Origin of the sequence: Actinoplanes sp. NPDC026623 (assembly GCF_040638275.1) — a bacterium.
GTDB lineage: Bacteria > Actinomycetota > Actinomycetes > Mycobacteriales > Micromonosporaceae > Actinoplanes.
Genome location: NZ_JBEZXZ010000025.1, coordinates 23,533 through 47,457, shown reverse-complemented (window position 1 = coordinate 47,457; position 23,925 = coordinate 23,533). Strand labels below are relative to the sequence as shown.

At 73.5% G+C, this 23,925-nt stretch carries 23 protein-coding genes; 9 read left to right on the top strand and 14 right to left on the bottom strand.

The window, feature by feature from the left end; genetic code table 11:
* Nucleotides 1–15 precede the first annotated feature (15 nt).
* The 3 genes from AB0F10_RS10775 to AB0F10_RS10765 are packed head-to-tail and all read left to right on the top strand — an operon-like array spanning nt 16 to nt 2,722.
* Nucleotides 16–843: a sugar phosphate isomerase/epimerase family protein gene (locus tag AB0F10_RS10775; RefSeq protein ID WP_360622357.1), complete on the top strand. Its 828-nt coding sequence runs from the start codon at nt 16–18 to the stop codon at nt 841–843.
* The gene (locus AB0F10_RS10770; protein WP_360622354.1) at nt 840–1,856 is read left to right on the top strand and encodes a Gfo/Idh/MocA family oxidoreductase; all 1,017 of its coding nucleotides are present in this window, start codon (nt 840–842) and stop codon (nt 1,854–1,856) included. The genes AB0F10_RS10775 and AB0F10_RS10770 overlap by 4 nt, the downstream gene beginning before the upstream one ends.
* Nucleotides 1,853–2,722, top strand: coding sequence for a sugar phosphate isomerase/epimerase (locus tag AB0F10_RS10765; protein WP_360622352.1), 870 nt, complete (start codon nt 1,853–1,855; stop codon nt 2,720–2,722). Before AB0F10_RS10770 ends, AB0F10_RS10765 begins: the two co-directional genes overlap by 4 nt.
* A gap of 4 nt (nt 2,723–2,726) precedes the next feature.
* Here the strand turns inward: AB0F10_RS10765 and AB0F10_RS10760 are convergent, their stop codons facing one another.
* The 4 genes from AB0F10_RS10760 to AB0F10_RS10745 all read right to left on the bottom strand — a co-directional run bounded on the left by AB0F10_RS10760 (nt 2,727) and on the right by AB0F10_RS10745 (nt 6,847).
* On the bottom strand, nt 2,727–3,722 hold the full coding sequence (locus AB0F10_RS10760) for a LacI family DNA-binding transcriptional regulator (RefSeq protein ID WP_360622350.1): 996 nt from the start codon (nt 3,720–3,722) through the stop codon (nt 2,727–2,729).
* A 64-nt stretch (nt 3,723–3,786) separates the two neighbouring features.
* Nucleotides 3,787–4,947, bottom strand: coding sequence for a hypothetical protein (locus AB0F10_RS10755; protein WP_360622348.1), 1,161 nt, complete (start codon nt 4,945–4,947; stop codon nt 3,787–3,789).
* 150 nt (nt 4,948–5,097) lie between these two features.
* Entirely contained in the window at nt 5,098–5,730 is a 633-nt protein-coding gene (locus AB0F10_RS10750) for a response regulator transcription factor (RefSeq protein WP_360622346.1), read from the bottom strand.
* Nucleotides 5,723–6,847: a GAF domain-containing sensor histidine kinase gene (locus tag AB0F10_RS10745; RefSeq protein WP_360622344.1), complete on the bottom strand. Its 1,125-nt coding sequence runs from the start codon at nt 6,845–6,847 to the stop codon at nt 5,723–5,725. Before AB0F10_RS10745 ends, AB0F10_RS10750 begins: the two co-directional genes overlap by 8 nt.
* Before the next feature lie 142 nt (nt 6,848–6,989).
* Here AB0F10_RS10745 and AB0F10_RS10740 point away from each other — a divergent pair, with 142 nt between their 5' ends.
* From AB0F10_RS10740 to AB0F10_RS10730, 3 genes are all read left to right on the top strand, one after another.
* Entirely contained in the window at nt 6,990–7,685 is a 696-nt protein-coding gene (locus AB0F10_RS10740; RefSeq protein ID WP_360622342.1) for an SDR family oxidoreductase, read from the top strand.
* Nucleotides 7,682–8,698, top strand: coding sequence for an S-adenosylmethionine:tRNA ribosyltransferase-isomerase (locus tag AB0F10_RS10735; protein ID WP_360622339.1), 1,017 nt, complete (start codon nt 7,682–7,684; stop codon nt 8,696–8,698). Before AB0F10_RS10740 ends, AB0F10_RS10735 begins: the two co-directional genes overlap by 4 nt.
* 281 nt (nt 8,699–8,979) lie before the next feature.
* The gene (locus AB0F10_RS10730; protein WP_360622337.1) at nt 8,980–9,327 is read left to right on the top strand and encodes an Lsr2 family protein; all 348 of its coding nucleotides are present in this window, start codon (nt 8,980–8,982) and stop codon (nt 9,325–9,327) included.
* 421 nt (nt 9,328–9,748) lie between these two features.
* On the opposite strand, the gene AB0F10_RS10725 is transcribed toward AB0F10_RS10730, so the two are convergent.
* From AB0F10_RS10725 to AB0F10_RS10715, 3 genes are all read right to left on the bottom strand, one after another.
* Entirely contained in the window at nt 9,749–10,615 is an 867-nt protein-coding gene (locus tag AB0F10_RS10725) for a universal stress protein (RefSeq protein WP_360622335.1), read from the bottom strand.
* 446 nt (nt 10,616–11,061) lie between these two features.
* Complete coding sequence (locus AB0F10_RS10720; protein ID WP_360622333.1) at nt 11,062–13,464, bottom strand: PEP/pyruvate-binding domain-containing protein; 2,403 nt, start codon at nt 13,462–13,464, stop codon at nt 11,062–11,064.
* A 68-nt stretch (nt 13,465–13,532) separates the two neighbouring features.
* Nucleotides 13,533–14,030 carry an isoprenylcysteine carboxylmethyltransferase family protein gene (locus tag AB0F10_RS10715; protein ID WP_360622331.1) on the bottom strand — a complete coding sequence of 166 codons (498 nt, stop codon included), beginning with the start codon at nt 14,028–14,030 and terminating at the stop codon, nt 13,533–13,535.
* Nucleotides 14,031–14,089: 59 nt separating this feature from the next.
* Here AB0F10_RS10715 and AB0F10_RS10710 point away from each other — a divergent pair, with 59 nt between their 5' ends.
* A complete protein-coding gene (locus AB0F10_RS10710; RefSeq protein ID WP_360622329.1) occupies nt 14,090–14,674 on the top strand; it encodes a TetR/AcrR family transcriptional regulator in 585 nt (194 codons plus the stop codon).
* Between the two features lie 129 nt (nt 14,675–14,803).
* Here the strand turns inward: AB0F10_RS10710 and AB0F10_RS10705 are convergent, their stop codons facing one another.
* The 7 genes from AB0F10_RS10705 to AB0F10_RS10675 form a co-directional block, all read right to left on the bottom strand.
* On the bottom strand, nt 14,804–15,979 hold the full coding sequence (locus tag AB0F10_RS10705) for a cytochrome P450 (RefSeq protein WP_360622326.1): 1,176 nt from the start codon (nt 15,977–15,979) through the stop codon (nt 14,804–14,806).
* Nucleotides 15,980–16,007: 28 nt separating this feature from the next.
* A complete protein-coding gene (locus tag AB0F10_RS10700; RefSeq protein ID WP_360622324.1) occupies nt 16,008–17,750 on the bottom strand; it encodes a tannase/feruloyl esterase family alpha/beta hydrolase in 1,743 nt (580 codons plus the stop codon).
* 75 nt (nt 17,751–17,825) lie between these two features.
* Nucleotides 17,826–18,848: an amidohydrolase family protein gene (locus tag AB0F10_RS10695; RefSeq protein WP_360622322.1), complete on the bottom strand. Its 1,023-nt coding sequence runs from the start codon at nt 18,846–18,848 to the stop codon at nt 17,826–17,828.
* On the bottom strand, nt 18,845–19,630 hold the full coding sequence (locus AB0F10_RS10690; protein WP_360622320.1) for a DUF1932 domain-containing protein: 786 nt from the start codon (nt 19,628–19,630) through the stop codon (nt 18,845–18,847). The genes AB0F10_RS10695 and AB0F10_RS10690 overlap by 4 nt, the downstream gene beginning before the upstream one ends.
* Entirely contained in the window at nt 19,627–20,604 is a 978-nt protein-coding gene (locus AB0F10_RS10685; RefSeq protein ID WP_360622318.1) for a VOC family protein, read from the bottom strand. The genes AB0F10_RS10690 and AB0F10_RS10685 overlap by 4 nt, the downstream gene beginning before the upstream one ends.
* On the bottom strand, nt 20,601–21,674 hold the full coding sequence (locus tag AB0F10_RS10680) for a PrpF domain-containing protein (RefSeq protein WP_360622316.1): 1,074 nt from the start codon (nt 21,672–21,674) through the stop codon (nt 20,601–20,603). Before AB0F10_RS10680 ends, AB0F10_RS10685 begins: the two co-directional genes overlap by 4 nt.
* Nucleotides 21,671–22,384 (bottom strand): 4-carboxy-4-hydroxy-2-oxoadipate aldolase/oxaloacetate decarboxylase, encoded by a 714-nt coding sequence (locus AB0F10_RS10675; protein ID WP_360622314.1) that lies wholly within the window; start codon nt 22,382–22,384, stop codon nt 21,671–21,673. The genes AB0F10_RS10680 and AB0F10_RS10675 overlap by 4 nt, the downstream gene beginning before the upstream one ends.
* Nucleotides 22,385–22,524: 140 nt before the next feature.
* Between AB0F10_RS10675 and AB0F10_RS10670 the strand changes: the two genes are divergently transcribed.
* Nucleotides 22,525–23,520 (top strand): ABC transporter substrate-binding protein, encoded by a 996-nt coding sequence (locus AB0F10_RS10670; protein WP_360622312.1) that lies wholly within the window; start codon nt 22,525–22,527, stop codon nt 23,518–23,520.
* Nucleotides 23,520–23,909 carry a hypothetical protein gene (locus AB0F10_RS10665; RefSeq protein ID WP_360622310.1) on the top strand — a complete coding sequence of 130 codons (390 nt, stop codon included), beginning with the start codon at nt 23,520–23,522 and terminating at the stop codon, nt 23,907–23,909. Before AB0F10_RS10670 ends, AB0F10_RS10665 begins: the two co-directional genes overlap by 1 nt.
* The last annotated feature ends 16 nt before the right edge of the window (nt 23,910–23,925 follow it).

The following is a 23,925-nucleotide window of genomic DNA, read 5'->3' as shown; positions in this document are numbered from 1 at the left end:
AAAGGACGCCCGCCGATGTGGACCCTCTCCGGATTCATCGACGAGATCTCCCCGGACTTCACCGAGCAGTGCCGGACGGCAGCGGGCCTGGGCCTGAGATACGTGGAGCTGCGCAGCGCCTGGGGCGTCAACATCCTCGACCTCGATCCCGGCCGGCTGGGCGACATGAAACGGACCCTCGCGGCGCACGACCTGGAGGTGTCCAGCATCGGCTCGCCGATCGGCAAGATCTTCATCGACGAGGAGTTCGCACCCCACCTCGATCGCATGCTCCACGCCGCGGACGTCGCGCACCTGTTCGCGGCGCCGTACGTCCGGATCTTCTCCTTCTTCCTGCGCCCGGGCGCAGACCCGGGCGCGCACCGGGAGGAGGTGATCGGCCGGCTGCGGGCGCTGGCCCGGGTGGCGGAGGACGCGGATCTGGTCCTGCTGCACGAGAACGAGAAGGAGATCTACGGTGACGTGCCCGGCCGCTGCCTGGACGTGGTCCGTTCCGTCGACTCGCCGCACCTGCGGCTCGCCTGGGACCCGGCCAACTTCGTGCAGGTGGGCGTCCGGCCCTACACCGACGGGTACGCGCTGCTGCGCCCGCACGTGGCGTACGTGCAGATCAAGGACGCGCTGGCCGCGACCGGCGTCGTGGTGCCCGCCGGCGCGGGTGACGGCGAGATCGCCCGCACCCTCCGGGCGCTGCACCACGACGGATTCGACGGGTTCTTCTCGCTCGAACCGCACCTGAGCGCCGCGACGGCCACCGGCGGATTCTCCGGGCCCGAGCTGTTCCGCACCGCGTGGCAGTCCTTCACGGACCTGCTCAAGACCGAGGGGATCGAGTACTCATGACGGGTGTCCGGAAGGCCCTGCTGGTGGGCGCCGGGGTCATCGGCGTGCTCCACGGCCGGGTCATGGCCGAGCTGGCGGACCGCATCGCGCTGGTCGCGGTCGCCGACGTCGAGATCGGACGCGCCGAGGGGCTCGCCGCCGCGCACGGCGCCCGGGCGTTCGGCTCGCTGGCGGGCGCGCTGGCCGGCGTGGACGTCGACGTCGTCGTGGTGTGCAGCCCCACCGGGCAGCACGGCGAGATGGCCATCGAGGCGCTCGAGGCCGGCAAGCACGTCATCGTCGAGAAGCCCGCCGAGATCACGGTGGCCCGCATCGACGAGATCATCGAGGCGCAGCAGAAGGCCGGCACGCTTGTCACCGTCGTCTCCCAGCACCGCTTCGACCCGTCGACCGAGGCCGTGCTCGCGGCCGTCGAGCGCGGCGAACTGGGGCGGATCACCTCCGGCATCGCCTCGATCGACTGGTGGCGGGCGCAGAGCTACTACGACTCCGGGCAGTGGCGCGGCACCTGGGAGCTCGACGGCGGCGGCGCGCTGATGAACCAGGGCGTGCACACCGTCGACCTGCTGGTCGCCGCGCTGGGCCGGCCCGTGGAGGTGTTCGCCTACACCGGCACGCTGGCGCACGAGCGGATCGAGGTGGAGGACGTGGCGGTCGGCGTGGTGCGGTTCGAGGGCGGCGCGCTGGGCGTGCTGCACGCCACCACCGCGGCGTATCCGGGGCTCAGCGCGCGCGTCCAGGTGCACGGCGACCGCGGGTCCGCGGTGATCGACGACGACCGGCTGGTCTTCCTGCGCGACGCCGCCACCGCGCCCGGACCGGCCGTCCCGGCCGCGGGCAGCGAGCCCGGGCAGCTGTCGGACGCGCACCGGCTGCAGTACCTGAACTTCCTCGGCGCCCTCGACGGCACCGAGCGGCTGCGGGTCGGCCTGGAGACCAACCGGCAGTCGGTCGCGGTCATCACCGGCGCCTACGAGTCCGCCCGCACCGGGCGGCCGGTGGTGCTGCGATGAACCGCATCGCCGCCAACCCGATCCCCTACTGGATCCGGGCCGGCAAGAGCCGGGAGGTGTTCGACGAGGCGTTCCGCGACCTGCGGGACGTCGGGTTCGACGCCGTCAAGGCCGACGTGCCGGACGACATGACCCCGGCCGCGTACGCCGAGTGGATCGGCGGTTACGGCCTCGCGCCGTCGATCGGCCTCTTCAACTCCCCGTTCGACGAGACCGTCGACGTGGCCCGGGAGGTGGAACGGGCCCGGCGGTTCGCCGCTACGCAGGTGGCGCTCGGGCTCGACCGTACGATGGTCTCCTCGATGTCGCTGCCGGCCCGGATGGCCGAGCCGGCGGTCGGCGCCGGCTTCGACGCGGGCCGGCTGGACCGCGCGATCGACGCCTGCGCGGCGGTGTGCCGGGCCCTGCTGGCCGAGGGGCTGCGGCCGCTGCACCACTCGCACGTCGGCGGGGTCTTCGAGACCGAGCACGAGATCGTCCGGCTGCTCGACGACCTGGGCCCGGACCTCATCGGGTTCGGGCCGGACACCGGGCACCTGCGGTGGGCCGGCATCGAACCCGCGCCGTTCATCCGCCGCTACGCCGACCGGCTCGGCGGCATCCACCTCAAGGACTGCTTCGCCGACTTCCTGGACCCGGACAGCCGCAGGGGCCTGACCTACCAGCAGGTGCAGCGCACCGGGCGGCTGTGGGCGGAGCCCGGCCGCGGCGTGGTCGACCTCGTCGCGGTGCTGGCGGCGATGCCGGACGGCTACGACGGCGACTTCATGATCGAGGTGGACGAGCCGAGCCGCGGGCACTCGAAGCGCGAGTCGCACCGCGTCTCCCTCGAATGGGCCCGGGCCGCCCTGCCCGCGCCGGGGTGAGCGGCTACCGGCGGCACGCGGCGGTCGACTGCCGCAGCACCAGGCGGACCGGGAGGACCAGCGGCGCGCCGCTGGTCCGGGCGCCCTGTGCCATCGCGATGCAGTTGCGCACCCCGGTGAAGCCCATCCGGTACAGCGGCGACGCGATGGTGGTCAGCGCCGGCTCGACCAGCTCGTCGAAGATGATGTTGTCGAATCCCACGACGCTGACCTGCTCGGGCACGGCGAGGCCGAGTTTGCGCAGGCCCTTCATCACGCCGATGGCGAGCGGGTCGTTGTAGGCCAGCACCGCGGTCGCGTCGGCCCGGGCCACCCGGCGCGCCGCGCTCAGGCCGGCCAGGACGGTCGGCTCGTTCGGGCCGATGCGCCGCGCCTCCAGGTCCAGCTCGGCGGCGGCCTCGCGCAGGGCCCGCCAGCGGATCCCGTCCGACCAGCTGGCCTCCGGTCCCGCCACGTAGAAGATCCGTTCGTGGCCGAGCGCGCCGAGGTGCTCCGCGGCACGCCGGATCCCGCGCTGGTTGTCGTTCACCACGCAGCTCGCCTCGGGAATGATCCGGTTGAGCAGCACCAGCGGCTTCTGCTTGACCATCATCCGCAGCGCCGAGTCGGTCATCCGGGAGCTGGCGATGACGATCCCGTCGACCTGCTCGAGCTCGCGCTCGATGGTCTGCCGCTCGACCTCCGGCGACTCGTTGGTGTGCGACAGGATGAGCTGGTAGCCGGCCTCGCGCGCGGCCTCGTAGCCGCCCTTGATGATGTCGCCGTAGAACGGGTTGGTGACGTCCGCGATGACCAGGGCGATGGACTCCCGCGCGCTCCGGTCGCCGCGACGCCGGCCCTCGGGCCGGCCGGAACGGTAGCCGAGCAGCTCCGCGGCCCGGAAGATGCGCTGCGCCGTCTCGGCGTTGACCCGCCCCGGCCGCGCGTAGGCCCGCGACACGGTGGAGGCCGCCACCCCAGCCTCGCGGGCGACGTCGTAGATCGTCGTTCGTCGATCCATCTCCCGCATGGTACGTGCTGCGGCGTGGTGGCGGTGGCTGCCGCCACCACGCGATCGGTTCCGGTCAGCACCAGGTCAGCGTCGAATTGGTCCGGGTGACGTTGCTGATGGTGTTGTTCGTGCCGGTGCACGGGCTCCACCGGATGCCGGTATTGCTGACCCGCAGGTTCTGGAACCGGATGTCCGACGACGGCGCGAATTCGGTACGCGAGGAGATGCGCACCTCGCCCCCGCCGCTGATGGTTCCGGAGCTACCGGCGATGACCACGTTGTGACAGTTCTCCACCAGCACCGAATTGTTGCCGGTGTCGGCGATGTCCACGTTGTCGATCGTCGCCCCGCCGCTCTCCGAGACGCAGAAGACGCCGCGGCCACCCCCGCGCGCCTTCACGGTGCCCACCCGGATGTTCGTCGGATAGCCGCTGCCGACCCGGCCGTTGCGATTGGCCATCCGGAACGCCGCGTAGCCGGTGCCGGTGCCGGCGTTCTCCGCGTCGACGGTGCCGACGGTCGCGTTGATCGTCTGGTTGAGCAGCAGGCCGGACTCGCCGACGTTGCGGGCCGTGACGGTGCCGATGGTGATGCCGTCGACGCCGTAGGTCTCCACCGCGTGCGAGCTCGCCCCGGAGACGTACGCGCTGTCGAGGCGGATGTTCCTCGCCGGCACGCTCGTGTCGCCGTAGTTGTCGATGCGGACGCCGAGGCCGGCGGAGAGCCGCATGTCGATCTGGCCGAGGACCACGTTGGACACGCTGCGCAGGAAGATGCCGTACAGCGGCGCGCCGGTGACGTTGAGGTGGGCGATCTCGACGTCGTGGGTGCCGCGGGAGTAGACCGGCGCCTGGTCGCCCGAGCCCGAGCCGGTGACGTTGATGGTGCCGCAGACGTCCAGCAGGGTGTAGCTGGGCAGCGAGATCCGGGAGTTGGCGCTGACCGACCCGGAGCCGCGGACCACCACGTTCTGCTTCGAGGTGCGGGCCGGGAGGCTGCTGACGGCCGCCTGGACGGCCGCGCGCATGTCGGTGCCGGTGTACACCGCCGTGCCGCCGCGGCGGGCGGTCCACGTGCTGCCGCTGAGCGTCGCCTCCGCCTGGTACGACAGGGCGCCGCAGTCGGCGGCGGACGCCTGGGTGCCGCCGACGGCGACGCCGGCGGCGGCCACGGCCATGGTGGCGGCGGCCAGCAGCGCCGCCCGGCGCGGGGATCTGTGGACGGTGGAGTTCATCGGTGCTCCGTCGGGGTCGGTGGACGGACGTGAGGGTGGCGTCCCTCGCGTCCCGCTGCCACCGGACCCGGCCGCAACGCAACGATGTCCGTCTATGTGTTGCCGATGTTAACGGCCATTGTTAACGATCACAACGCCGGGACGGCCGGATCACGCGTCGACGATTCCGGCGCGGACGGCGTGCAGCGCGGCCTGGGTGCGGTCCTGGACGCCGAGCTTGGCGAGGATCGCGCTGACGTGGGTCTTGACCGTCTTCTCCGACAGGCCGAGCTCCCGGGCGATCTCCCGGTTCGCGCGGCCCCGCGCGATCGCGGCCAGCACCTCGCGCTCCCGGCCGGTCAGGTGCGCCTCGGCCCGCCGGGCCTCGCCGTCGGCGAGCAGCCGGGCGACGTCCGGCTGCAGCAGCACGTGGCCCGCGTGCACCGCCCGGATCGCGGCGGCGAGCGCCGGCGGATCGATGTCCTTGTACACGCACCCGGCGGCACCCGCCCGCAGGGCGGGCAGCACGGCGGCCGGCTCGGTGAAGCTCGTGATGATCAGAACCTTGGCGGCGTTGCCCGACGACCGCAAGCCGCGCAGCGCCGCGACGCCGTCGGCGCCCGGCATCCGCAGGTCCAGCAGCACCACGTCGGGGCGGAGTTCCCGCGCGGCGGCCACCGCGAGCGCGCCGTCGGCCGCCTCGCCGACCACGGCCAGGCCGTCCTGCAGATCCAGGAACGTCCGCAGGCCCTGCCGGACGACCGGATGGTCGTCGACCACCAGCACCCGGATCGGCTCAGTCATCGGCCGGAACCACCAGGCGCACGGTGGTGCCCGTGCCCGGGCGGGAGAGCACCTCGAGCCGGCCACCCGCGGCGCGGGCACGCTCGCGCATCGAGGCCAGGCCGAACCGGCCGGTCGGCGTCAGCGGGTCGAATCCCCGCCCGTCGTCGGTGACCTCCAGCACGAGCGAACCGTCGTCGGTCCGCACCGCGATCGTGACCCGGCCCGGCTCGGCGTGGCGCAGCGCGTTGTGCAGGGCCTCCTGGGCGATCCGGTACGCCGCCTCCTCACGCACCGCCGGCAGCCGCGGCACCGGGCCGCCGGCGAACCGCACCGCGGGCAGGTGCACCCGGTCGAGCAGGTCCGCCTGCTTGCGCAGCGCCGTGTCCAGGCCGTCGCCGGCCAGGTCGACCGGGCGCAAGCCGACCACGATCGCCCGCAGCTCCTCGGTCGCCTCGGCGGCGAGGCGGCGCACCGTGTCCAGTTCGGCCGCCGCCCGGCCGGCGTCCCGGGTCACCAGCACCGCCGCGGCGTCGGCGGTCAGGCGGAGGCTGAACAGCTTCTGGGTCACCGCGTCGTGCAGCTCGCGGGCGATGCGGTTGCGTTCGGCCACGATGGACAGCTCCCGGCTGCGCTCGTACAGCCGGGCGTTGACCAGGGCGATCGCGGCGTGGGCGGCGAGCAGCCGCAGCAGCTCCTCGTCGGCCGCGGTGAAGCCGCCCGGCGTCCGCTTGTTGGCCAGGAACAGGGTGCCGAGGATCTCGTCGCCGTGCAGGATCGGCATGCCGAGGAAGTCCGTGAGCACCGGATGCGCGGCGGGCCACCAGCCGAACCGCGGGTGCGAGCGCACGTCGGCCAGCCGGACCGGATTCCGGTCGTGCAGCATCGCGCCGAGCAGACCGTGCTGGCGCGGCAGCGGCCCGATCGCGCGCGACTGCTCGTCGCTGATGCCGTCGGTGAGGAACTCGCCGAACGTGTCGTCGGGGCCGGGCAGGCCCAGCGCCGCGTACCGGGCGCCGAGCAGGCGCCGGGCGGACGCGACGATCGTCTGCAGTACCTCGTGCACCGACAGGCGGGCGGTGACGGCAAGCACCGCCTCACTCACCTCGCGCAGCTCGGCGCGGCCGCAACCGGTCACTCCTGAACCGTACCCACGGGACACACCGGACCCGGATCGGTCGTGGGACCTAGGTCCAACGGCGGAGGAGGCGGCGGTCCCCGGCCCGATGGCGACCGGGCGGGTCCGCCATAGCGTCGACGGCGTGGAAGGGAGATCAGCGATGCCTGTCGCGATCATCACCGGCGCGTCCCGCGGGCTCGGACTCGCGCTCACCGCCGGACTGGCCCAGGACGGCTGGCGGCTCGTCGTCGACGCCCGCGGGGCCGGCGAGCTGGCCGCCGCGCTGGCGGAGTTCGACCCGGGCCGGGTCGTCGCCGTGCCCGGCGACGTCACCGACGCCGCGCACCGCGACGCCCTGGTCGCCGCGGCCGGCCGGCTCGGCGGGATCGACCTGCTGGTCAACAACGCCGGCATCCTGGGGCCCAGCCCGCAGCCGCCGCTGGCCGGCTACCCGCTCGACGTCCTGCGCGACGTGTACGAGGTGAACGTGGTCGCGCCGCTCGGGCTGATCCAGCTCGCGCTGCCCGGCCTCCGGGCCCGCCGGGGCGCGATCGTCACCGTCACCTCCGACGCCGCCGTCGAGGCCTACCCGGGCTGGGGCGGGTACGGCTCGGCGAAGGCGGCGATCGAGCAGGCCTCCCGGGTGCTCGCCGCCGAGGAGCCGGAGCTGCGGGTGTGGTGGGTGGACCCCGGCGACCTGCGTACCCGGATGCACCAGGAGGCGTTCCCCGGCGCGGACATCAGCGACCGGCCGCCGCCCGAGACGGTATTGCCCGCGTTCCGGCGGCTGCTCGGCGACGCGCCGCCGTCGGGGCGCGTCCGGCTCGCCGACCTGCTCACCGGGGCCGGCCGGTGACGGCGCTGCTCGACTTCGCGCTGCCCGCCGCCCTGGAGGCACATGAGCCGCCGGAGGCGCGGGGCCTGGCCCGCGACGGGGTACGCATGCTGGTCGGTGAGCGGGCCGCCGGCACCGTGCGGCATCACCGCTTCGCCGAGCTGCCGGCACTGCTGCGCCCCGGCGACGTCCTGATCGTCAACACCTCCGCCACCCTGCCGGCGGCGGTGCCGGTCGCCTGCGGCCCGCTGACCGTCCACTTCTCGACCGAGACCGACGACGGGTCGTGGCTGGTCGAGCTGCGCCGCCGCAGCGGCAAGGCCACCGCGCCCTATCCGGGCGGCGCCGAGGGCCGGCGGTATCCGCTGCCCGGCGGCGGCGCGGTGACACTGCGCGAGCGGTACTCGGCCGGGCGGCTGTGGCGGGCCGACGTCGACACCGCCGGCGCAGCGTCCGTGCCCGATCTCCTGTCGGCGCGCGGCCGCCCGATCCGGTACGCCTACGTGCGGCGCCACTGGCCGCTGTCCTGCTACCAGACCGTGTTCGGCGTGCACCCCGGCAGCGCCGAGATGCCGAGTGCCGGGCGGCCGTTCACCCACGCCACCGTGACCCGGCTCGTCGTCGCGGGCGTCAGCGTCGTTCCGGTGCTGCTGCACACCGGGGTGGCCTCGCCCGAGGCGCACGAGCGGCCGTACCCGGAGCGGTTCTCGGTCCCGCCGCAGACCGCGCGGGCGGTCGCGCGGGCCAGGGCCGACGGCGGCCGCGTCATCGCGGTCGGCACGACGGCGGTGCGCGCGCTGGAGAGCGCGGCGGCCGGGCCGGCGCACGGGTGGACCGACCTGGTGATCACCCCGGAACGCGGCCTGCGGGTGGTCGACGGGCTGCTGACCGGCTTCCACGAGCCGCGGGCCTCGCACCTCGACCTGCTCGCGGCGGTCGCGGGGACGCCGCTGCTGGAGCGCGGATACGCGGCGGCGCTCGACGCCGGGTACCTGTGGCACGAGTTCGGCGACGTCAACCTCCTGCTGCCGTGACCCTTTGATCGGGAATTCCGGAGGCATGGGGGCGATTCGCTCATCTCAGCACCCCGACTTAACCGCCCACCGGCCCCGGCGGGCGGTTAAGGCCGATGCCGCCGGGACGCCACCTAATGCAATGCCTCCGTGACGGATGTGCGATATCGCGAGATCGGGAGTCTGGTTTCTTCGTGCATTCCACCGCGCCTGACGGGTCGTTCAACAGAGCCGCTATGGTAGTACGAATACAGGCATTCACCTGATGCCTCACCGCGCAGCCTTTCGGGAGCGACCACACCATGGCAAAGACGATCGTCACCCTGCTGACCGATGACATCGACGGCAGCGAAGCGGACCGCACCATCGAATTCGGCCTCGATGGCGTGAGTTACACCATCGACCTTTCCGAGAAGAACACGGGGAAGCTGCGTAAGGCGCTGGACCCCTACCTCGCGGTCGCCTCCCGGGTCGGCCGCAGCGGCGCCGGCGCGCGCATCGCCTCGCGCGGCGCGGCCGCCGTTCCGGCCCGCACCAACCGCGAGCAGAACCAGGCGATCCGCGAGTGGGCCCTCAAGAACGGCTACGAGGTTTCCGAGCGCGGCCGCATCCCGAGCTCGATCGTCGAGGCGTTCCACAGCAAGCGCTGACGGGTCAACGGCTGCAGGCGCCGTTGCGATTCAGCTCCGCGGAATTCGCAACGGCTCTCCCTGGGCCGGCTCCGTCTCTGCCCGCATCACCCGCGCGCCGCCCGTTCCCGCGTCGGCCGGTGTGCCGGCCCGCGACGCCGCCTTGCCGTGGCGCCCGCCTGCACCAATCAATGTGAACGCCCCGGCCGGACCGGGCACAGAAATGCCATCGGCATTCGCCGCATCGCCGAGGTGCCGATCGGGCCCGAGCAGCCGATTGACGACCCGGCCGCCACCGCCCGCCAGATCGTTTCCCGTGGCCGCCGTCGATTGGTGACGGGCGACCGCCCGGCGGAATTTCCCCGGGCCCGCACCTCACCGGAACTCTGAACCGGTTCACGATCGCCGGGAGTTCATTTTCCGACGGCCGGCCCAACGGCTGCTAAGTGGACGTGGGATCGCGCCGCGGCACGATCATGACGGGCCGGTGCGCGAGATGCAGCGTTCCCATCGTCACGCTGCCGAGCAGCATCTCCCGGACCATTGAACGGCCCTGCGAACCGACGACCAGCAGCGCGGCACCGCGCGCCCGGGCCGCGCCGGCCAGCGCCTCGGCGACGGCGTGCGCCGAGCGCCCGTGCCGGTGACTCGCCGGAACGGTGACGACCTCGCGGGCGCCCTGCTCCGCGACACCGGCCTGCTCCACCCGCACCGCCAGCACGTCCCGGCCCGGAAACAGGCGCACGGCGGTGGTGAACGCGGCCTCCGCGCCCTCGGATCCGTCCCAGCCGACCAGCACCGGGCCGGCGGCGAGGGCCTCGTATTCGTCGAGGAGCATCGGGTGCGGGGCGACCAGCACCGGCCGCGGGGTGTAGTGCGCGGCCACGTCCGACACGCTTCCCAGCGCCGCGCTCGTGCCGCCCAGGCCGCGGGAACCGAGCAGCACCAGGTCCGGATCGTATTTCTCGGCCAGCTGCGCGAACTCCAGCCCCTCGCCGCCGTAGATGCGCCGGACCAGCGGCTCGGCGTCCCACCCGACGGCCTTGGCGAGCGTGACGCCGACGCGGGCGATGCGCGCGGCCTCCCGTTCGCCCTCGCGCTCGATGGCGTCGACGAAGTCGTCCACTCCCCCGGTGCCGGCCCACAGCCGCCGGCGCAGGGTCTCGCTGGCGAACGGCGGGCTCCACATGTATGTCATCCACGCGTGGGCCCGCGGGAACAACTCCGCGCCGACGTCGATCACGGCGCTCGCCTCCGGAGATCCGTCAAAGCCGACGATCGCGCACAGGGCATGCGGCCGAGCGTTCACGAGACCTCCTCGAGTCGGGCAGGCCGGCCGGTAAAGGTCCGTGCCCCTACTTTCGGCCCAGTCGTACCGAACGCGGACAAGGCCGGTGTCCGTACCTGGTCGATCTCCCTCCGGGTGCCGAATGTCCGGAAAACAGAGGCGGTTGAAAAGACGGCGCACCCCTCGCGGGCCGCGCCATCAAAACATGTGATCTTATAACAAAAGGGTGCTAATGCTATCGCAGCGTTGCTGGTGCGCGCCAGCGAATAGCCTCGGCGGGCGGCCGGCCGGACAGGCGGCCGGAAGGGCCGGCTGCGGACCGGCTCCGGACCCGCGACCTCCGTTGTGCCGCCGGATCCCGACCGCCCATTGAGGACGCCGGATCCGCGGGAACCCGCCGCCCACCCCGGATCCCACCCGACCCGCGACCGGGCTCAATCCGTGGCCGGGCTAATCGGCGGCCGCGCTCAATCGGCGGCCGGGGTGACGGTGCCGGCCGCGCCGTCCACCGTGATCAGCTGACCGGTGGTGATCTTCTGAGTGGCGCCGGGTACGCAGATCACCGCGGGAATGCCGTATTCCCGGGCGACCGTCGGGCCGTGCGCCATTACCGCGCCGGTCTCCGTCACGAGCGCACCGGCGGTGAGGAACAGCGGGGTCCAGCCCGGATCCGTGGTCGCCGCGACCAGGATGTCGCCCGGCTCGATGCGGGCGGTCGCCGGGTCGTGGACGACCCGGGCCGGTCCGGTCACCCGGCCCGCCGACGCGCCGACCCCGCGCAGCACCCCGCCGGAATCCGGCGGCGCCGGCAGCACGGCCTCGACGTCGGTGCCGTCCGACAGCAGCGCCACCGGCACCGACCGGCGGCGCAGCTCCCGCCGGTGCACCGCCCGGCGCCCGGCGACGACGTCCCGCAGGTCGGCGTCCTCGTGCACGGCGGCGTGCGCCTCGTCGAGGGTCACGAACATGATGTCGTCCGGCCGCTCCACCCGACCGGCGGCGGCCAGTTCGGCGCCGACGAGCAGCAACTGCCGGCGCATCTCGCGCAGCGGATAGAGGCCCGCGAACTTGCCCGCCTCGCGCAGGCCCGCCAGCGATCGGGCCCGGCGCAGCAGGAATCCGGCGATCCGCCCGCGCACCGGCCGGCGGCGACGGGCCCGCACGACGATGTCGGCGAGCGCGGCCTCGGCCGCCTCGGCCGCCCGTTCGAAGCGCCGGTCCGGCGCCTGCTCGGGGTCCGTCACCCGCAGGCAGTTCGCGATCATCGCGAGGACGGGCGCCGGATCCTCGTCCCAGCGCGGCACCCCGAGGTCGACCTCGGCGACGCCGCGATGCCCGTAGGCGTCGAGGAACGCGGCCAGGCCGACGTCCGGCAGCGTCCCGGCCCGGTAGCGGGCGGAGAGCTCCTGCGACGGCGTGCCGAGCAGCAGGTCGCGGTGCTCCGCGGCGCGCGTGGCGAGCAGCCACAATGCCAGGTCCATCTCGATGGTGACGTTGTGCGGCATCCCGCCCATGACCCGGTGGATCTCGTCCGGGGTGGCGACGCCCCGGAGCAGGTGCTCCGGCAGCGCGGCGGCGATCATGCCGGCCACGATCGGCCAGGTGATGTCGTCGGGGCCCTCCGCGGCGTCCCGCTCCCGGACGAACCGCAGCCGGTCGGCGGCGCCGCTCAGGTCGCCGGGCGCGGCCGACCCGAGCCGCAGCCGCTCGATCGCCTCGGACACCCGGGCCCGCGCCGCCTCCGGCCGGGCCAGGGCGCCGACGATCCCGGTGACCGCGCGCACGGCCGTACGAAGCGACGGCGTGGCCGCGCCCCGCCCGCCGGCCGCGCCGTCGCCGCCCGGGGCGAACCGGGGGTCGGCCAGGACGTGCTCCATGGCCGCCTGTGCCCGGGGACCGAAGTCGACGGCCATGAGCTTGACCAGCCGCTTGCGGCCGGCCGGGCGGCGCGCCAGGTCGGTGAGATCGCCGTAGAGGCGCCCGCCGATGTCGACGATCTCCGCCCGTACGCCGAGCGCCGCGAGCATCGCCGCCACCTGCGCCTTCAGGGTGGACATGCCCATCGGGGTGACCGGCTGGAGCATGCCCTGCACGTGGCCGAACTCGAAGTAGACGCGGGGTTGCGGCCCGGCGCTCTCGGGCGGCAGCGGGAAGAGGGTGGTGATCGGCCGCGACTGCAGCAGCCAGATGGTGCCGCTGCGGTCGATCGCCCACTCCACGTCCTGCGGGCTGCCGGCGCGCTGCTGCAGCCGCTCCCCCAGCGTCCTCAGCTCCGCGAGCCGCTCCGGCGCCAGGCACCCGCCGGCGGTCTCCCCCGCGGGAAGGACATAGTGGTCCACCCCGGCGCCGGCCTCCACCACGGTGCCGAGGCCCGGCGCGGCGTCGACCATCATCTCGGCGCGGCTGCCGGTGAGCGGGTTCGCGGTGAACAACACGCCCGCCGTCTCGGCGGGAATCATCCGCTGCACGATGACCGCCATCCGCACCGCGTCGTGATCGATGCCGTGTGCGTCGCGGTAGGCGATCGCACGGGCGCTGTGCAGCGACTCCCAGCAGTTCGCGACGGCGGTGAGCAACTCGGCGTCGCCGGTCACGCCGAGGACGGTGTCGTGCTGCCCGGCGAAGCTCGCGTCCGGCAGGTCCTCGGCGGTCGCGCTGGACCGCACCGCCACCGGGCCCCCGCCGAGCCTCGCGTACGCGGCGACGATCTCGGCCTCGGGCAGGGTGGCGAGGCGGTGCGCCTCGGTGGTGACGCAGAAGCCCGGCGGCACCCGTTCGCCCTGCCGGATCAGCTCGCCCAGGCCGGCCGCCTTGCCGCCGACCAGGGCCGTCAGGCCGGCGATTTTCTCGGACAGCTCGATCAGATGCATCGGGACCCCAGTCTTTACAATACGACTGCAACGGATCCCACCGTAGCCGATCCCGCGCCGGACCGCGATCAGCGGGCCTGCGGACGCCGGAACCGGGGCCACCAGCCGGGCACCGCGCGGCGGTAGGCCTCGTATTCGGCTCCGTAGGCGCGGGCGAGGTGCGGCTCCTCGTAACCCTTCACGAAGCCGGCCATGGCGGCGGCCGCCACCAGGGCGTAGACCAGCAGCACGGCGCGCCCGAGCAGCAGCGCCTGGCCGACGATGACCAGTAGGACCGCTAGGTACATCGGGTTGCGGACGAAGCGGTAGACGCCGCCGACCACCAGACGGTCGGTCTGCGCCACCGGCGCCGGGGTGCCCGCGCCCTCGACGACGAACCGGACGAACGCCGGCACGATCACCAGGAGCCCGGCGAGGATCAGCAGCACACCGAATCCGCGCACGGCCCAGGGCAGGGCCCGGCCGGTGTGCCAGCCGGTCAGGGCCCAGGGCACCAGGCCCGCGACCGTGCCCGGCGCGAGCGCGAAGAACAGCGCACTGCCCCCGGTGGCGACCCGTCGATCCACCTCACCCACCCCGCTCCATACGGTGCCGTATGGTTTGACCATACGGTAGCGTATGGAGCGTGTCGAGACTCAGCCGCGAAGATTGGGCGTCCGCCGCGCTGGACGCGTTGAGCGCCGGGGGCCTCGCCGCGGTGGCGGTGGAGCCCCTGGCGGTTCGGCTCGGCACCACCAAGGGCAGCTTCTACTGGCACTTCGGCGGCCGGGACGAGCTGGTGGAGGCCGCGCTGCGGCTGTGGCGGCAGGCCGGCACCACGTCGATCATCGAGGGCCTGGAGGCCGGCGGCGCGCCCGCCACCCAGCGGCTCCGGCAGCTGTTCACCCAGGTGTTCGCGCCGGAGGCGCGTACCGATGCGGACCTGGCGCTGCTCGCGGACGCCGGCCACCCGCTGGTCGCGGCGGCCCTCGCCGACGTGACCGAGCAGCGGCTGGCCTACCTCACCGCGCTCTTCCGGGAGCTGGGCTTCCCCCCGGCCCGGGCCCGGCGCCGGGCGCTCCTGGCCTACAGCGCCTATCTCGGGCAGCTCCAGCTGATGCGCAGCGCACCCGGCCTGCTGCCGAAGCCCGGCCCGGCCCGCACCGCCTACGCCGACGACATCCTCGCCACCCTGCTCGCCGAGGGTCCGGTCCGGCCGCCTTCAGGCTGACCTGGTGTCTGATCAGCTCGTGGAAGTCGTCGGCGGGGACGGCCCTGCTGAAGAAGTACCCCTGGATGGCCGGGCAGTCGGCGATCCGCAGGGCCCCCAGTCCGCGAGGCAACCCGGGTGCGGCGCGGATCAGGCCGGGCGGGTCGTCACCGGTATCGCGGTGTAGGCACGCAGGACGAACGTCGGGCGGCGGACCGGCTCGGCCGTCAGGGCCAGGCCGGGCGCGTGGTCGAGCAGGGCGGCGAGCCCGGCCTGCAGCTCGATGCGGGCCAGCGGCGCGCCGAGGCAGAAGTGCAGGCCGGCGCCGAAGCCCAGGTGCGGGTTGGGGTCGCGGCCGACGTCGAAGGTGTCCGGTTCGGCGAAGACGGCCGGGTCCCGGTTGGCCGCGCCGAGCAGGGCGGCCACCTCCGCACCGGCCGGGACGGTCGCGCCGGGCAGCGGCACGTCGGCCGCCGCGGTACGGACGAACATGTGCAGCGGCGGGTCGAAGCGGATCATCTCCTCGCCCGCGGTGGGTATCAACGTGCGGTCCGCGCGAAGCCGGGCCAGCTGGCCGGGGTGCCGCAGCAGCGCCACCACGCCGCCGCCGAGCGCGTTGACCGACGCCTCGTGGCCGGCGTTGAGCAGCAGGATCGCCGAGGCGACGAGTTCGTCGCCGGAGAGGCGGTCGGTGCCGTCGCGGACCGCGACCAGGTGGGAGACGAGGTCATCGCGCGGTTCCGCGCGGCGGCGGGCGGCCAGGTCGCCCAGGTACGCGGCGAACTCGCGGCAGGCGGTCAGCGCGGCGGCCTCCGCCTCCGCGGAGGGCGACACCTCGTACATCCGCACCAGCGCCGCCGACCAGGGGCGCAGCCGGTGCCGGTCCGGTCCGGGCACGCCGAGCAGCTCGGCGATGACCGTGACGGCGAGGGGCTCGGCGAACTCGGCGAGGAGGTCGAACTCCGGCCCGGCGGCGGCCAGCAGCGCGGCGGCCTCCGCGTCCACGGCCGGGCGCAGCCGCTCCACGTGCCCGCGGGCGAAGGCCTTGGCGACCAGCGAGCGGAGCCGGGTGTGCACGGGCGGCTCGTTCTCCATCATCTGGTTGCGGTGCAGCAGGTTGAACGGCTCGTAGACCGCGGCCGGTTCCCGGTCGTGCCAGAACCGGCCCAGCCGCCGGTCGCGCAGCACGGCGTTCGCCGCGGCGTGGCCGGCCGCCAGCCACCTGCCCGTCGGGGCGTGCCAGCTCACCGGCGCGTGCTCGCGCAGCCGGCCGAGCGCCGGGTACGGGTCCCGCAGAAAATCGGCGTCCGAGAAGTCGAGCTCCACCCCGCACACGTTAGCGACCCCGGCGCGGTCAGGGCCGGGTACGCAGGACGAGCTTGCCGCCAACGGCCCGCGGCCAGGTCTGGTATCCGTGCGAGTACAGCCGCCGGCCGACCCAGTCGGCATCGTTGCGGACCGGCCGGCGCGGGGTGTAACCGGCGAAGTTCGCCGCGTCGTCGATGCTGCCCGTGCCGTCGTAGCGGGCGACCGCCGGATAGGGGTACACCGGCCGGATGCGGGTGACCGCGCCGCCCGCGACCCTGCCGGCGACGATCCGCGCGGGCCGCCGGCCGCTCTCCACCCAGGCCATCACCGGGGTGAGCACGTCGAAGGTGTTCGGCCCGTCCCCGCCGCCGCAGTGCGCCATGCCCGGGAACAGGTAGAGCCGCGCGAAGCGGTCGACGTTCGCGGCGCCCATGGTGGCGCGCATCGCGTCGTAGTAGATCAGCGTCGTCTGGGGTGAGATGTGCTGGTCGTTCCAGCCGTGCCAGAGCAGCAGCTTCCCACCGGCGCGCCGGAAGGCGCCCAGGTCGGGGTCCATTGCGGACAGGTAGGTCGACGACGGCAGCACGGTCGACCAGAACGAGGCGACGGTGAGCGCCAGGTCGGAGAGCCGGTAGTCCGGGTCCGGGTCGTTCGGGTCGGCCAGGTAGCGCAGGTAGGACAGCGCGAAGTTCTCGCTGCCGACGGTCTGGCCCTGCGCCGACGGCACGAACAGGGTCCACTCGAGCTCGGATCCCCATTCGTGGGAGATGGCCGGCTCCAGCCGGCGGCCCCGCGCGTCCACGGCGCCGTCGTGCAACCGCCGCACGACGGCGGCCTGCGCCGCCGTCAGGCACGTGGCCGGGTCCCGGCCCGGGCGGCAAAGCAGGCGGGCCGGGTCGAAGTGGCAGAGTCGCGGGTCGTCGATCAGGCCGTCGACCAGGCCGTCCAGGTTGTCGCAGGCGGCGAGCACCGCCGCGTGGATCAGCGGCAGCCGGTCGGCCAGCAGGATGTAGTCGCCGTTGGAGTCCCGGTTGGTCAGGACGTTCCACGCGTGGTGGAAGGTGTTCTGCACGGCCATGTTGTTCGCGGGCGCGCCGGCGGCGATGCCGTCGAAGTCGTGCGGGTAGCGCTGGGCCTCCATGAGGGCCTCGCGGCCGCCGTCCGAGCAGCCGGTGAAGTAGGAGTAGGCCGGCGCCCGGCCGTAGAACGCCGCGATGATCGCCTTGGCGGTCTCGGCCGTCACGTGCACGCCCCGGTAGCCGAAGTCGATATGCGCCTGCGGGTTTCCGGCGGCCCACGAGCCGTCGTTGCGGCCCTGGTGGCCCATGTCGGTGGTGGCGGCGGCCACCGTGCCGTCCGCGATCGGGGGGCAGGCCGCCGCCTGCGGGACATTGATGTTCGCGCTGCCGCAGAGCCCGCCGCAGCCGGTCTGCACGTAGCGCTGGGTCCAGCCGTTGACGGGCAGGCGCAGGACGATCGTGTCCGCCGGCGCGATGGTGCCCCGGACCTCGCAGTACGGCGCCGGCGCCCCGGTGGTCACGACGGCCGCCGAGCGGATGGTGACCGGCGCGTCGGTGACGCCGCCGAGGTCGAGCCCCATCACGTCGGCGCACGCCATGACCGGCGCGACGGCGGGCAGGCCGGCGAGGCCGTCCGCGGTGGTGCGCGCCGGCGTGCCGCCGGCCGCGGCGCTCGCGGTCAGGGTGGCGACGAGCGTCACCGCCAGCGCCGCGACGCCGATCCGCCCGTACGGCCGGAGGCGTCTGTCTGCTGTGGAGGACTGTCGCATGGGGTCCGCCTCATCGTCGGGGGCAAGGCACGGCGGACGTTACGCCGAATGTCAACAATCTCGCAAGCAATATGGTTAGCAGATGCCGCGCCTGCTCAGCGCGGCGTCCAGCCGCGGATAGACCCGCCGGGCGTTGCGTTCGTAGACCTTCACGCGGTCGCCGGGGGCGAGCAGCAGCGCGTCGACGTAGCGCCGGGTGTCGTCGAAGTGGTGCCCGGTCAGCGGATCGATGCCGCGTACGGCGCCGACCATCTCGGAGCCGAAGAGCAGGTTGCCGACGTCGATGACGTCGAAGAGCAGGTCGATGCCGGGCTGGTGGTAGACGCAGGTGTCGAAGAGGACGTTGCCCATCACCGCCTCGGCGGGCGACCGCCGGCCGAGCATGTCGGCGAGGCCCCGGAAGCGTCCCCAGTGGTAGGGCACCGCTCCCCCGCCGTGCGGGATGATCAGTCGCAGGCCGGGAAAGGTCTCGAACAGGTCGGACTCCAGCAGCTGCATGAACGCCGTGGTGTCGGCGTTGAGGTAGTGCGAGCCGGTGGCGTGGAAGCTGGGATTGGTCACCGCGGACACGTGCACCATGGCCGGCACGTCCAGCTCCACCATCGCCTCGTACAACGGAAACCAGGCGGGGTCGGTCAGCGGCGGCGACGTCCAGTGCCCGCCGCTGGGATCGGGGTTGAGATTGCAACCCACGAACCCCAGCTCATTCACGCAGCGCCGCAGCTCGGCGACCGAGTTGGCGATCGGCACGCCGGGCGACTGCGGCAGCTGGCAGACGCCGATGAACCTGTCGGGGTACAGCCCTGCCACCCGGGCGATGAGGTCGTTGCAGGCCCGCGCCCAGGCGGCGCTGACCGCCTCGTCGCCGAAGTGGTGTCCCATCGCGGAGGCGCGCGGCGAGAAGACGGTGAGGTCGATGCCGCGCTCGGCCATGAGCCGCAGCTGGCTGTCCTCGACCGACGCACGGATCTCGTCGTCGGAGATGGCCGGGTACGGCGGGGGCCGCTCCCCCGCCCGGAACGCCGCCTGCTGGGCCTCCCGCCACGCGGTGTGCGCGGCCGGCGCGGTCGTGTAGTGACCGTGACAGTCAATGATCATGGTGACTCCTGGTCTCGCAGCTCGATCAGCAGGTCACGGGCGGCGGCGGCGACGCGCGGGGGCACGCCCAGCGCGACAAGCTGCTCGCTCGCCGCGGTCATCTCGTCGGCGCGGCGCCGGGCGTGCCGGCGGGTGCCGTCGACGAGCCGGTCGATGGTGCGCTCGTCGAAGCCCGCCAGCTCGGCGCCGATGTTCTCGCGCAGCCACGGCTCGCAGCCGGCCGCCTCGGCCGCGGTCAGCGCCTCCACCACCGCGGCGGCGACACCCTTGTAGAACACGCTGCGCAGCAGCTTGCGGGAGATCGCCTCCCCGGCCGGGCCCGGCTGGACGGTGACCTCGGCGCCGAGGGCCCCGAGGATCTCGGCGTACCGGCCGGCGGCCTCGCCGGCGACGAGCATCGGCGTGCGCAGGCCCCGCCCGGGCACCGGGGCCATGAGCGCGACGTCCACGACCGCGACGTCCCGGCCGGCGAGCCGCCGCACCAGGTCGGCCTTCACCGCCGGCGCCGCCGTGTTCAGGTCGGCCCAGATGCTGCCGGCGGCGAGCGCGGGCAGCGAGCTCTCCAGCGCCGGCACGGCGTCGTGCGCGCTGTTGACGCTCAGCACCAGGTCCGCGTCGCGGACGGCGTCCGCGTCGTCCGCCCGGCGCTCGACCCCGGCCGGCGGGTCGAGCCGCGGATCGAAGCCGCGCACGTCCGCGCCGGCGACGACGAGGTCGCGGCCGATCTCCCGCCCGGCCTCGCCCAGGCCCAGCAGCGCGATGCGAACCCCGTGCGCCGTCATGAGGCGGGCGGCACCACGGGGGTGCCGTGGGTGTGGAAGGTGTCGATGGTCCTGAGCCCCCACGCCTGGCCCTTGGCCCGCTCCTCGCGGGTCCAGCTGATCGTCTTCCAGTCCGGCGCCAGGATGAGCCGGGCACCGGCGTTGCAGATCTCGATGCGGTTGCCGCCCGGCTCCCACACGTACAGGAAGAAGGTCTGTTGAATGGCGTGTTTGTGCGGGCCGGTCTCGATGTGCACGCCGGCGTCGAGGCAGACGTCCGCGGCGCGCAGGATCTCCTCGCGGGTGTCGGTGGCGAAGGCGACGTGGTGCAGGCGCCCGCGGGTGCCGGTCCAGTCCTCGGTGTAGACCAGGTCGTAGGTCTTGTTGCCGACCGAGTACCAGACGGCCTGCGGTCCGCCGTCGTCCTTCACGATCTGCTCGGTGCACCGCGCGCCGAGCACGTCGCTCAGGAACGCCGAGGTGGCCGGCACGTCGGCGGTCAGGTAGTTGACGTGGTCCAGCCGCCGCAGATTCGCGCCCCGGCCGGGGTAGGCCGCCGCCTGGTTCTTCAGCGCCGGGGTGTCGCTCGCGTCGGGCCGATACCACTCGACGTCCCAGTACAGGCCGAACTCGTGGCCGTCGGGATCGGCGAAGAGGAAGACCTCGCCGAGGCCGCGCACGTCGTCGACGACCCGGTGCGGGCCCGGACCGGTCCCCTCGATCTGCCCGGCGAGCCGGTCGCGGGCCTCCGGGCCGGCGGCGCGCAGGTACGTGCGGCCGATGCCCGCGGCGTCGCGCCGCACCAGCCGGATCGTCCAGGACTGGTAGTCGTCCCAGGTGTGCAGGTAGACCGAGGTGTCGTCGCGGTGCACCTCGCGCAGCGCCAGCACGTTCACGAAGAAGTCCCGGGACTCCTCCAGCACGGGCGTGTACAGCTCGATCGGTCCGACGTGGGCGATGTCCCGGCGCCGGTCGGGATCGTGCGGGTGGCTCATCCGATTGCCTTTCCACTGCGCGGCCAGACCAGGCCGTCGGCCAGCTTGCGGGCGGTGCGCACGACGGTGCTCCGGCGCAGCGTCGTCGCCGCGCCGCCGCCGCCGAGGTCCAGGTGGACATCGAAGACGCCGGTCGGGTGCTCGATGCGGACCAGTCCGCCGGCCGGCACGGGCGAGCTCGCGACGGTGCCGGGCGCCAGCACCCCGGCCGCGACGGAGACGCCGCCGAGCACGCCGATCGCGGCGTGCACCCGGTGCGGGATGAAGGTCCTGGTGGCCACGGTGCCGCCCTGCCGGGGCGGCGACACGATGGTGATCTTCGGAACGGTGGTGTCCCGGACGTCGCCGTGGCCCATCGCCGGTCCCGCCTCGAGCCGGATGGCCTCGACCGCCGACCGCAGCCGGCGGTCGCCCTCGAGCACGGCCGGCGGCTCGGCGCCGTCGACGCCCAGGTCGGCGGCGCGCACCAGCACCACCGGCATGCCGGCGTTCACGCAGGTGACCTCGACGCCGGCGAACGTGTCGACGAGCCGCCCGGTGGGAAAGACGCCCGCGTCGTCCCCGGGGAACTCGAGGCGGATTCCCGCGGCGGGGAACGGCGTGCCCGCCATGACGGTGTCACCGTCGTAGCGCACCCGGCCGCCGGGCGTCTGCACGCGCGCCTCGACGCGGCTCACCGTGGGGTTCATGATCCGGATGCGGACGTCGGTGGTGTCGTCGCGGGCCGCGACCAGCCCCCGCTCGATCGCGAACGGCCCGACCCCGGCGAGGAGGTTCCCGCAGGTCTGCGCGTCGGTGACGATCGGCCGGCCGGGCACCACCTGCAGGAACAGGTAGTCGACGTCGGCGTCCGCGGCGCCGGACGGCCGGATCACCGCCACCTTGCTGGTCAGCGGGTGCCCGCCGCCGATCCCGTCGATCTCCCGCTCGTCCGGGGAGCCCATGACGCGCAGCAGCAGGTCGTCGCGCTCGCCCGGGTCCGCGGGCAGGTCCCCGGCGAGGAAGTAGGCGCCCTTCGAGCTGCCGCCGCGCAACTGCATGCAGCGGATCCCGTCGACGTCGTGGCTCACCGCGCACCGTCCTGCGGCAGGCGGTCCACATACTGCACGCCGAGCTCCGCGAGCAGGGGCCGCAGGCCGTACATGTCGAGGCCGAGCGTGCCGCCGGCCAGCCGGGCGCGCTTCGCGGCCTCGCCCTGCAGGCGCTTCGCGGCGGCGGCGGCCGTGCCGGGGCCCAGGGCCACCGGCAGGGCGAGGACCCCGTCGTCGTCGGCGACGATGATGTCGCCGGGCCGGACGATCTGGCCGGCGGCGACGACCGGAATGTTCACCGACCCCGGGCCGGCCTTGACCGTGCCCTGCGCGTGCACGGCACGCGACCAGACCCCGAAGCCCATCTCGCGCAGCGCCGCCAGGTCGCGGACCCCAGCGTCGATCACGAGCCCGGCGACGCCGTGCGCCATCAGCGAGGTCGCGAGCAGGTCGCCGAACATCCCGTCGGTGGAGGGCGAGGTCGTGGTCACGACCAGGACGTCGCCCGGCCGGCACACCTCGACGGCCGCGTGGATCATGAGGTTGTCCCCGGGCGGGCAGGACACGGTGATCGCGGAGCCCGCGATCACGGCGCCGGACCGGCGCGCCTGTATCGCGGGTCCGAGCAGGCCGATCCGGCCCGCCGCCTCGTGTCCGGTGGCGACGCCCGCGTCGCGCAGGGCGGCGATGGTCTCCGGGTCGGCGCGGTCGACCGACCGCACGACGTAGTGGGATGCCACGAATGTCATCGATCCTCCATCGCGGTTGGCGGAACCGTATCAGCGTCAACAACCTTGTCAACAATCTTGCTCAGGATTGCCTTCACAATTGTTGACAATATCTGTAACGTCCGCTCTCTCGGCCTCTCGAGCGTCCCCTGGAGGACCCCATGTCGCGACCCCAGCGTTCCGCCGGCGCCGTCCGCCCGCGCCACCTTCCCGCCCTGCTGCTCGCCGTCTCGGCGGCCCTGCTCGCCGGCGCCTGCTCCGACGGATCGGGCGACGGATCGACGTCGGCCTCAGGAACGACCGAAGTCAAGGTCGGCGTCATCCCGATCGTCGACGTCGCACCCATCTACCTCGGCCTCAAGCAGGGCTTCTTCGCCGCGGAGGGCCTCGAGGTTACCCTCGAGACGGCGCAGGGCGGCGCGGCCATCGTCCCCGGCGTCGTCAGCGGCCAGTACCAGTTCGGCTTCAGCAACACCACGTCGCTGCTGCTGGCCGAGTCCAAGGGCCTGCCGCTGAAGGCGGTCTCGTCCGGCGTCGCCTCCACCGGGACCCCGGGCAAGGACTTCGGCGCCGTCATCGTCAAGGCCGACAGCCCGATCAGGACCGCCGCCGACCTCGCCGGCAAGCGCGTCGCCGTCAACACCCTCAAGAACATCAACACCACGACGATCAACAAGGTCGTCCGGGACGCCGGTGCCGACCCCTCCACCATCAAGTACGTCGAATTGGCGTTCCCCGACATCGTCCCCGCGATCGCCAAGGGCGACGTCGACGCCGGGCAGGTGGTCGAGCCCTTCCTGACCATCGCGACCGGCCAGGGCGACCGGCAGGTGGTCTCCAACTACGCCGGCACCGATCCCGACCTCACCGTGGCGATGTACTTCACCTCGCAGAGCTACGCCGCGCAGAACCCCAAGGCGGTCTCCGGCTTCACCGCGGCGATGGCCAAGTCGATGGCGTACGCGACGGCACACCCCGACGAGGCCCGGGCCGCGCTGACCACGTACACGAAGATCGATCCCAAGGTGCAGCAGGACCTGATCCTGCCGAGGTGGCCGGCCACCGTCGACCGCGACTCGGTGCAACTGCTCGCCGATCTGGCCAAGCAGGACGGGCTGATCACCGAGCAGCCGGACCTCGACAAGCTGCTGCCCTGATGACCTCCGCCCCGGCGCTGACCCGGCCGGCGCTGCGCGTGCCGGCGGTGGCCTACGAGCCGAGCGTCCTGCTGATGGACGAGCCGTTCGCCGCCGTGGACGCGCAGACCCGGGCCGACCTCGAGGACCTGGTCCGCAGCTTGTGGCGCCGGCTCGGCGTCACCGTCCTGTTCGTCACCCACGACATCGACGAGGCGATCTACCTCGGCGAGCGGGTGCTGGTGCTGTCCGACCGGCCGACGGTCGTCCTGGAGGATGTCCGCATCGACCTGCCGGACGAGCGCGACCAGCTGTCGACCCGGTCGGCGCCGCGGTTCGCCGAGCTCCGGAGCCACGTGTACGGGCTGATACAACTGGCGAAGAAGGGTCGCCGCCCGGACACCGCGTAACCTGCGATGACCGAGG

Excerpts from the sequence above, each read along its gene's own strand:
- AB0F10_RS10670 (WP_360622312.1), top strand. The coding sequence starts at position 22,525 with ATGTCGCGACCCCAGCGTTCCGCCGGCGCCGTCCGCCCGCGCCACCTT.
- AB0F10_RS10730 (WP_360622337.1), top strand. The coding sequence starts at position 8,980 with ATGGCAAAGACGATCGTCACCCTGCTGACCGATGACATCGACGGCAGC.
- AB0F10_RS10750 (WP_360622346.1), bottom strand. The coding sequence starts at position 5,730 with ATGACTGAGCCGATCCGGGTGCTGGTGGTCGACGACCATCCGGTCGTC.
- AB0F10_RS10760 (WP_360622350.1), bottom strand. The coding sequence starts at position 3,722 with ATGGATCGACGAACGACGATCTACGACGTCGCCCGCGAGGCTGGGGTG.
- AB0F10_RS10720 (WP_360622333.1), bottom strand. The coding sequence starts at position 13,464 with ATGCATCTGATCGAGCTGTCCGAGAAAATCGCCGGCCTGACGGCCCTG.
- AB0F10_RS10685 (WP_360622318.1), bottom strand. The coding sequence starts at position 20,604 with ATGAGCCACCCGCACGATCCCGACCGGCGCCGGGACATCGCCCACGTC.
- AB0F10_RS10690 (WP_360622320.1), bottom strand. The coding sequence starts at position 19,630 with ATGACGGCGCACGGGGTTCGCATCGCGCTGCTGGGCCTGGGCGAGGCC.
- AB0F10_RS10700 (WP_360622324.1), bottom strand. The coding sequence starts at position 17,750 with ATGCGACAGTCCTCCACAGCAGACAGACGCCTCCGGCCGTACGGGCGG.
- AB0F10_RS10755 (WP_360622348.1), bottom strand. The coding sequence starts at position 4,947 with ATGAACTCCACCGTCCACAGATCCCCGCGCCGGGCGGCGCTGCTGGCC.
- AB0F10_RS10770 (WP_360622354.1), top strand. The coding sequence starts at position 840 with ATGACGGGTGTCCGGAAGGCCCTGCTGGTGGGCGCCGGGGTCATCGGC.
- AB0F10_RS10695 (WP_360622322.1), bottom strand. The coding sequence starts at position 18,848 with ATGATCATTGACTGTCACGGTCACTACACGACCGCGCCGGCCGCGCAC.
- AB0F10_RS10775 (WP_360622357.1), top strand. The coding sequence starts at position 16 with ATGTGGACCCTCTCCGGATTCATCGACGAGATCTCCCCGGACTTCACC.
- AB0F10_RS10765 (WP_360622352.1), top strand. The coding sequence starts at position 1,853 with ATGAACCGCATCGCCGCCAACCCGATCCCCTACTGGATCCGGGCCGGC.
- AB0F10_RS10665 (WP_360622310.1), top strand. The coding sequence starts at position 23,520 with ATGACCTCCGCCCCGGCGCTGACCCGGCCGGCGCTGCGCGTGCCGGCG.
- AB0F10_RS10675 (WP_360622314.1), bottom strand. The coding sequence starts at position 22,384 with ATGACATTCGTGGCATCCCACTACGTCGTGCGGTCGGTCGACCGCGCC.
- AB0F10_RS10740 (WP_360622342.1), top strand. The coding sequence starts at position 6,990 with ATGCCTGTCGCGATCATCACCGGCGCGTCCCGCGGGCTCGGACTCGCG.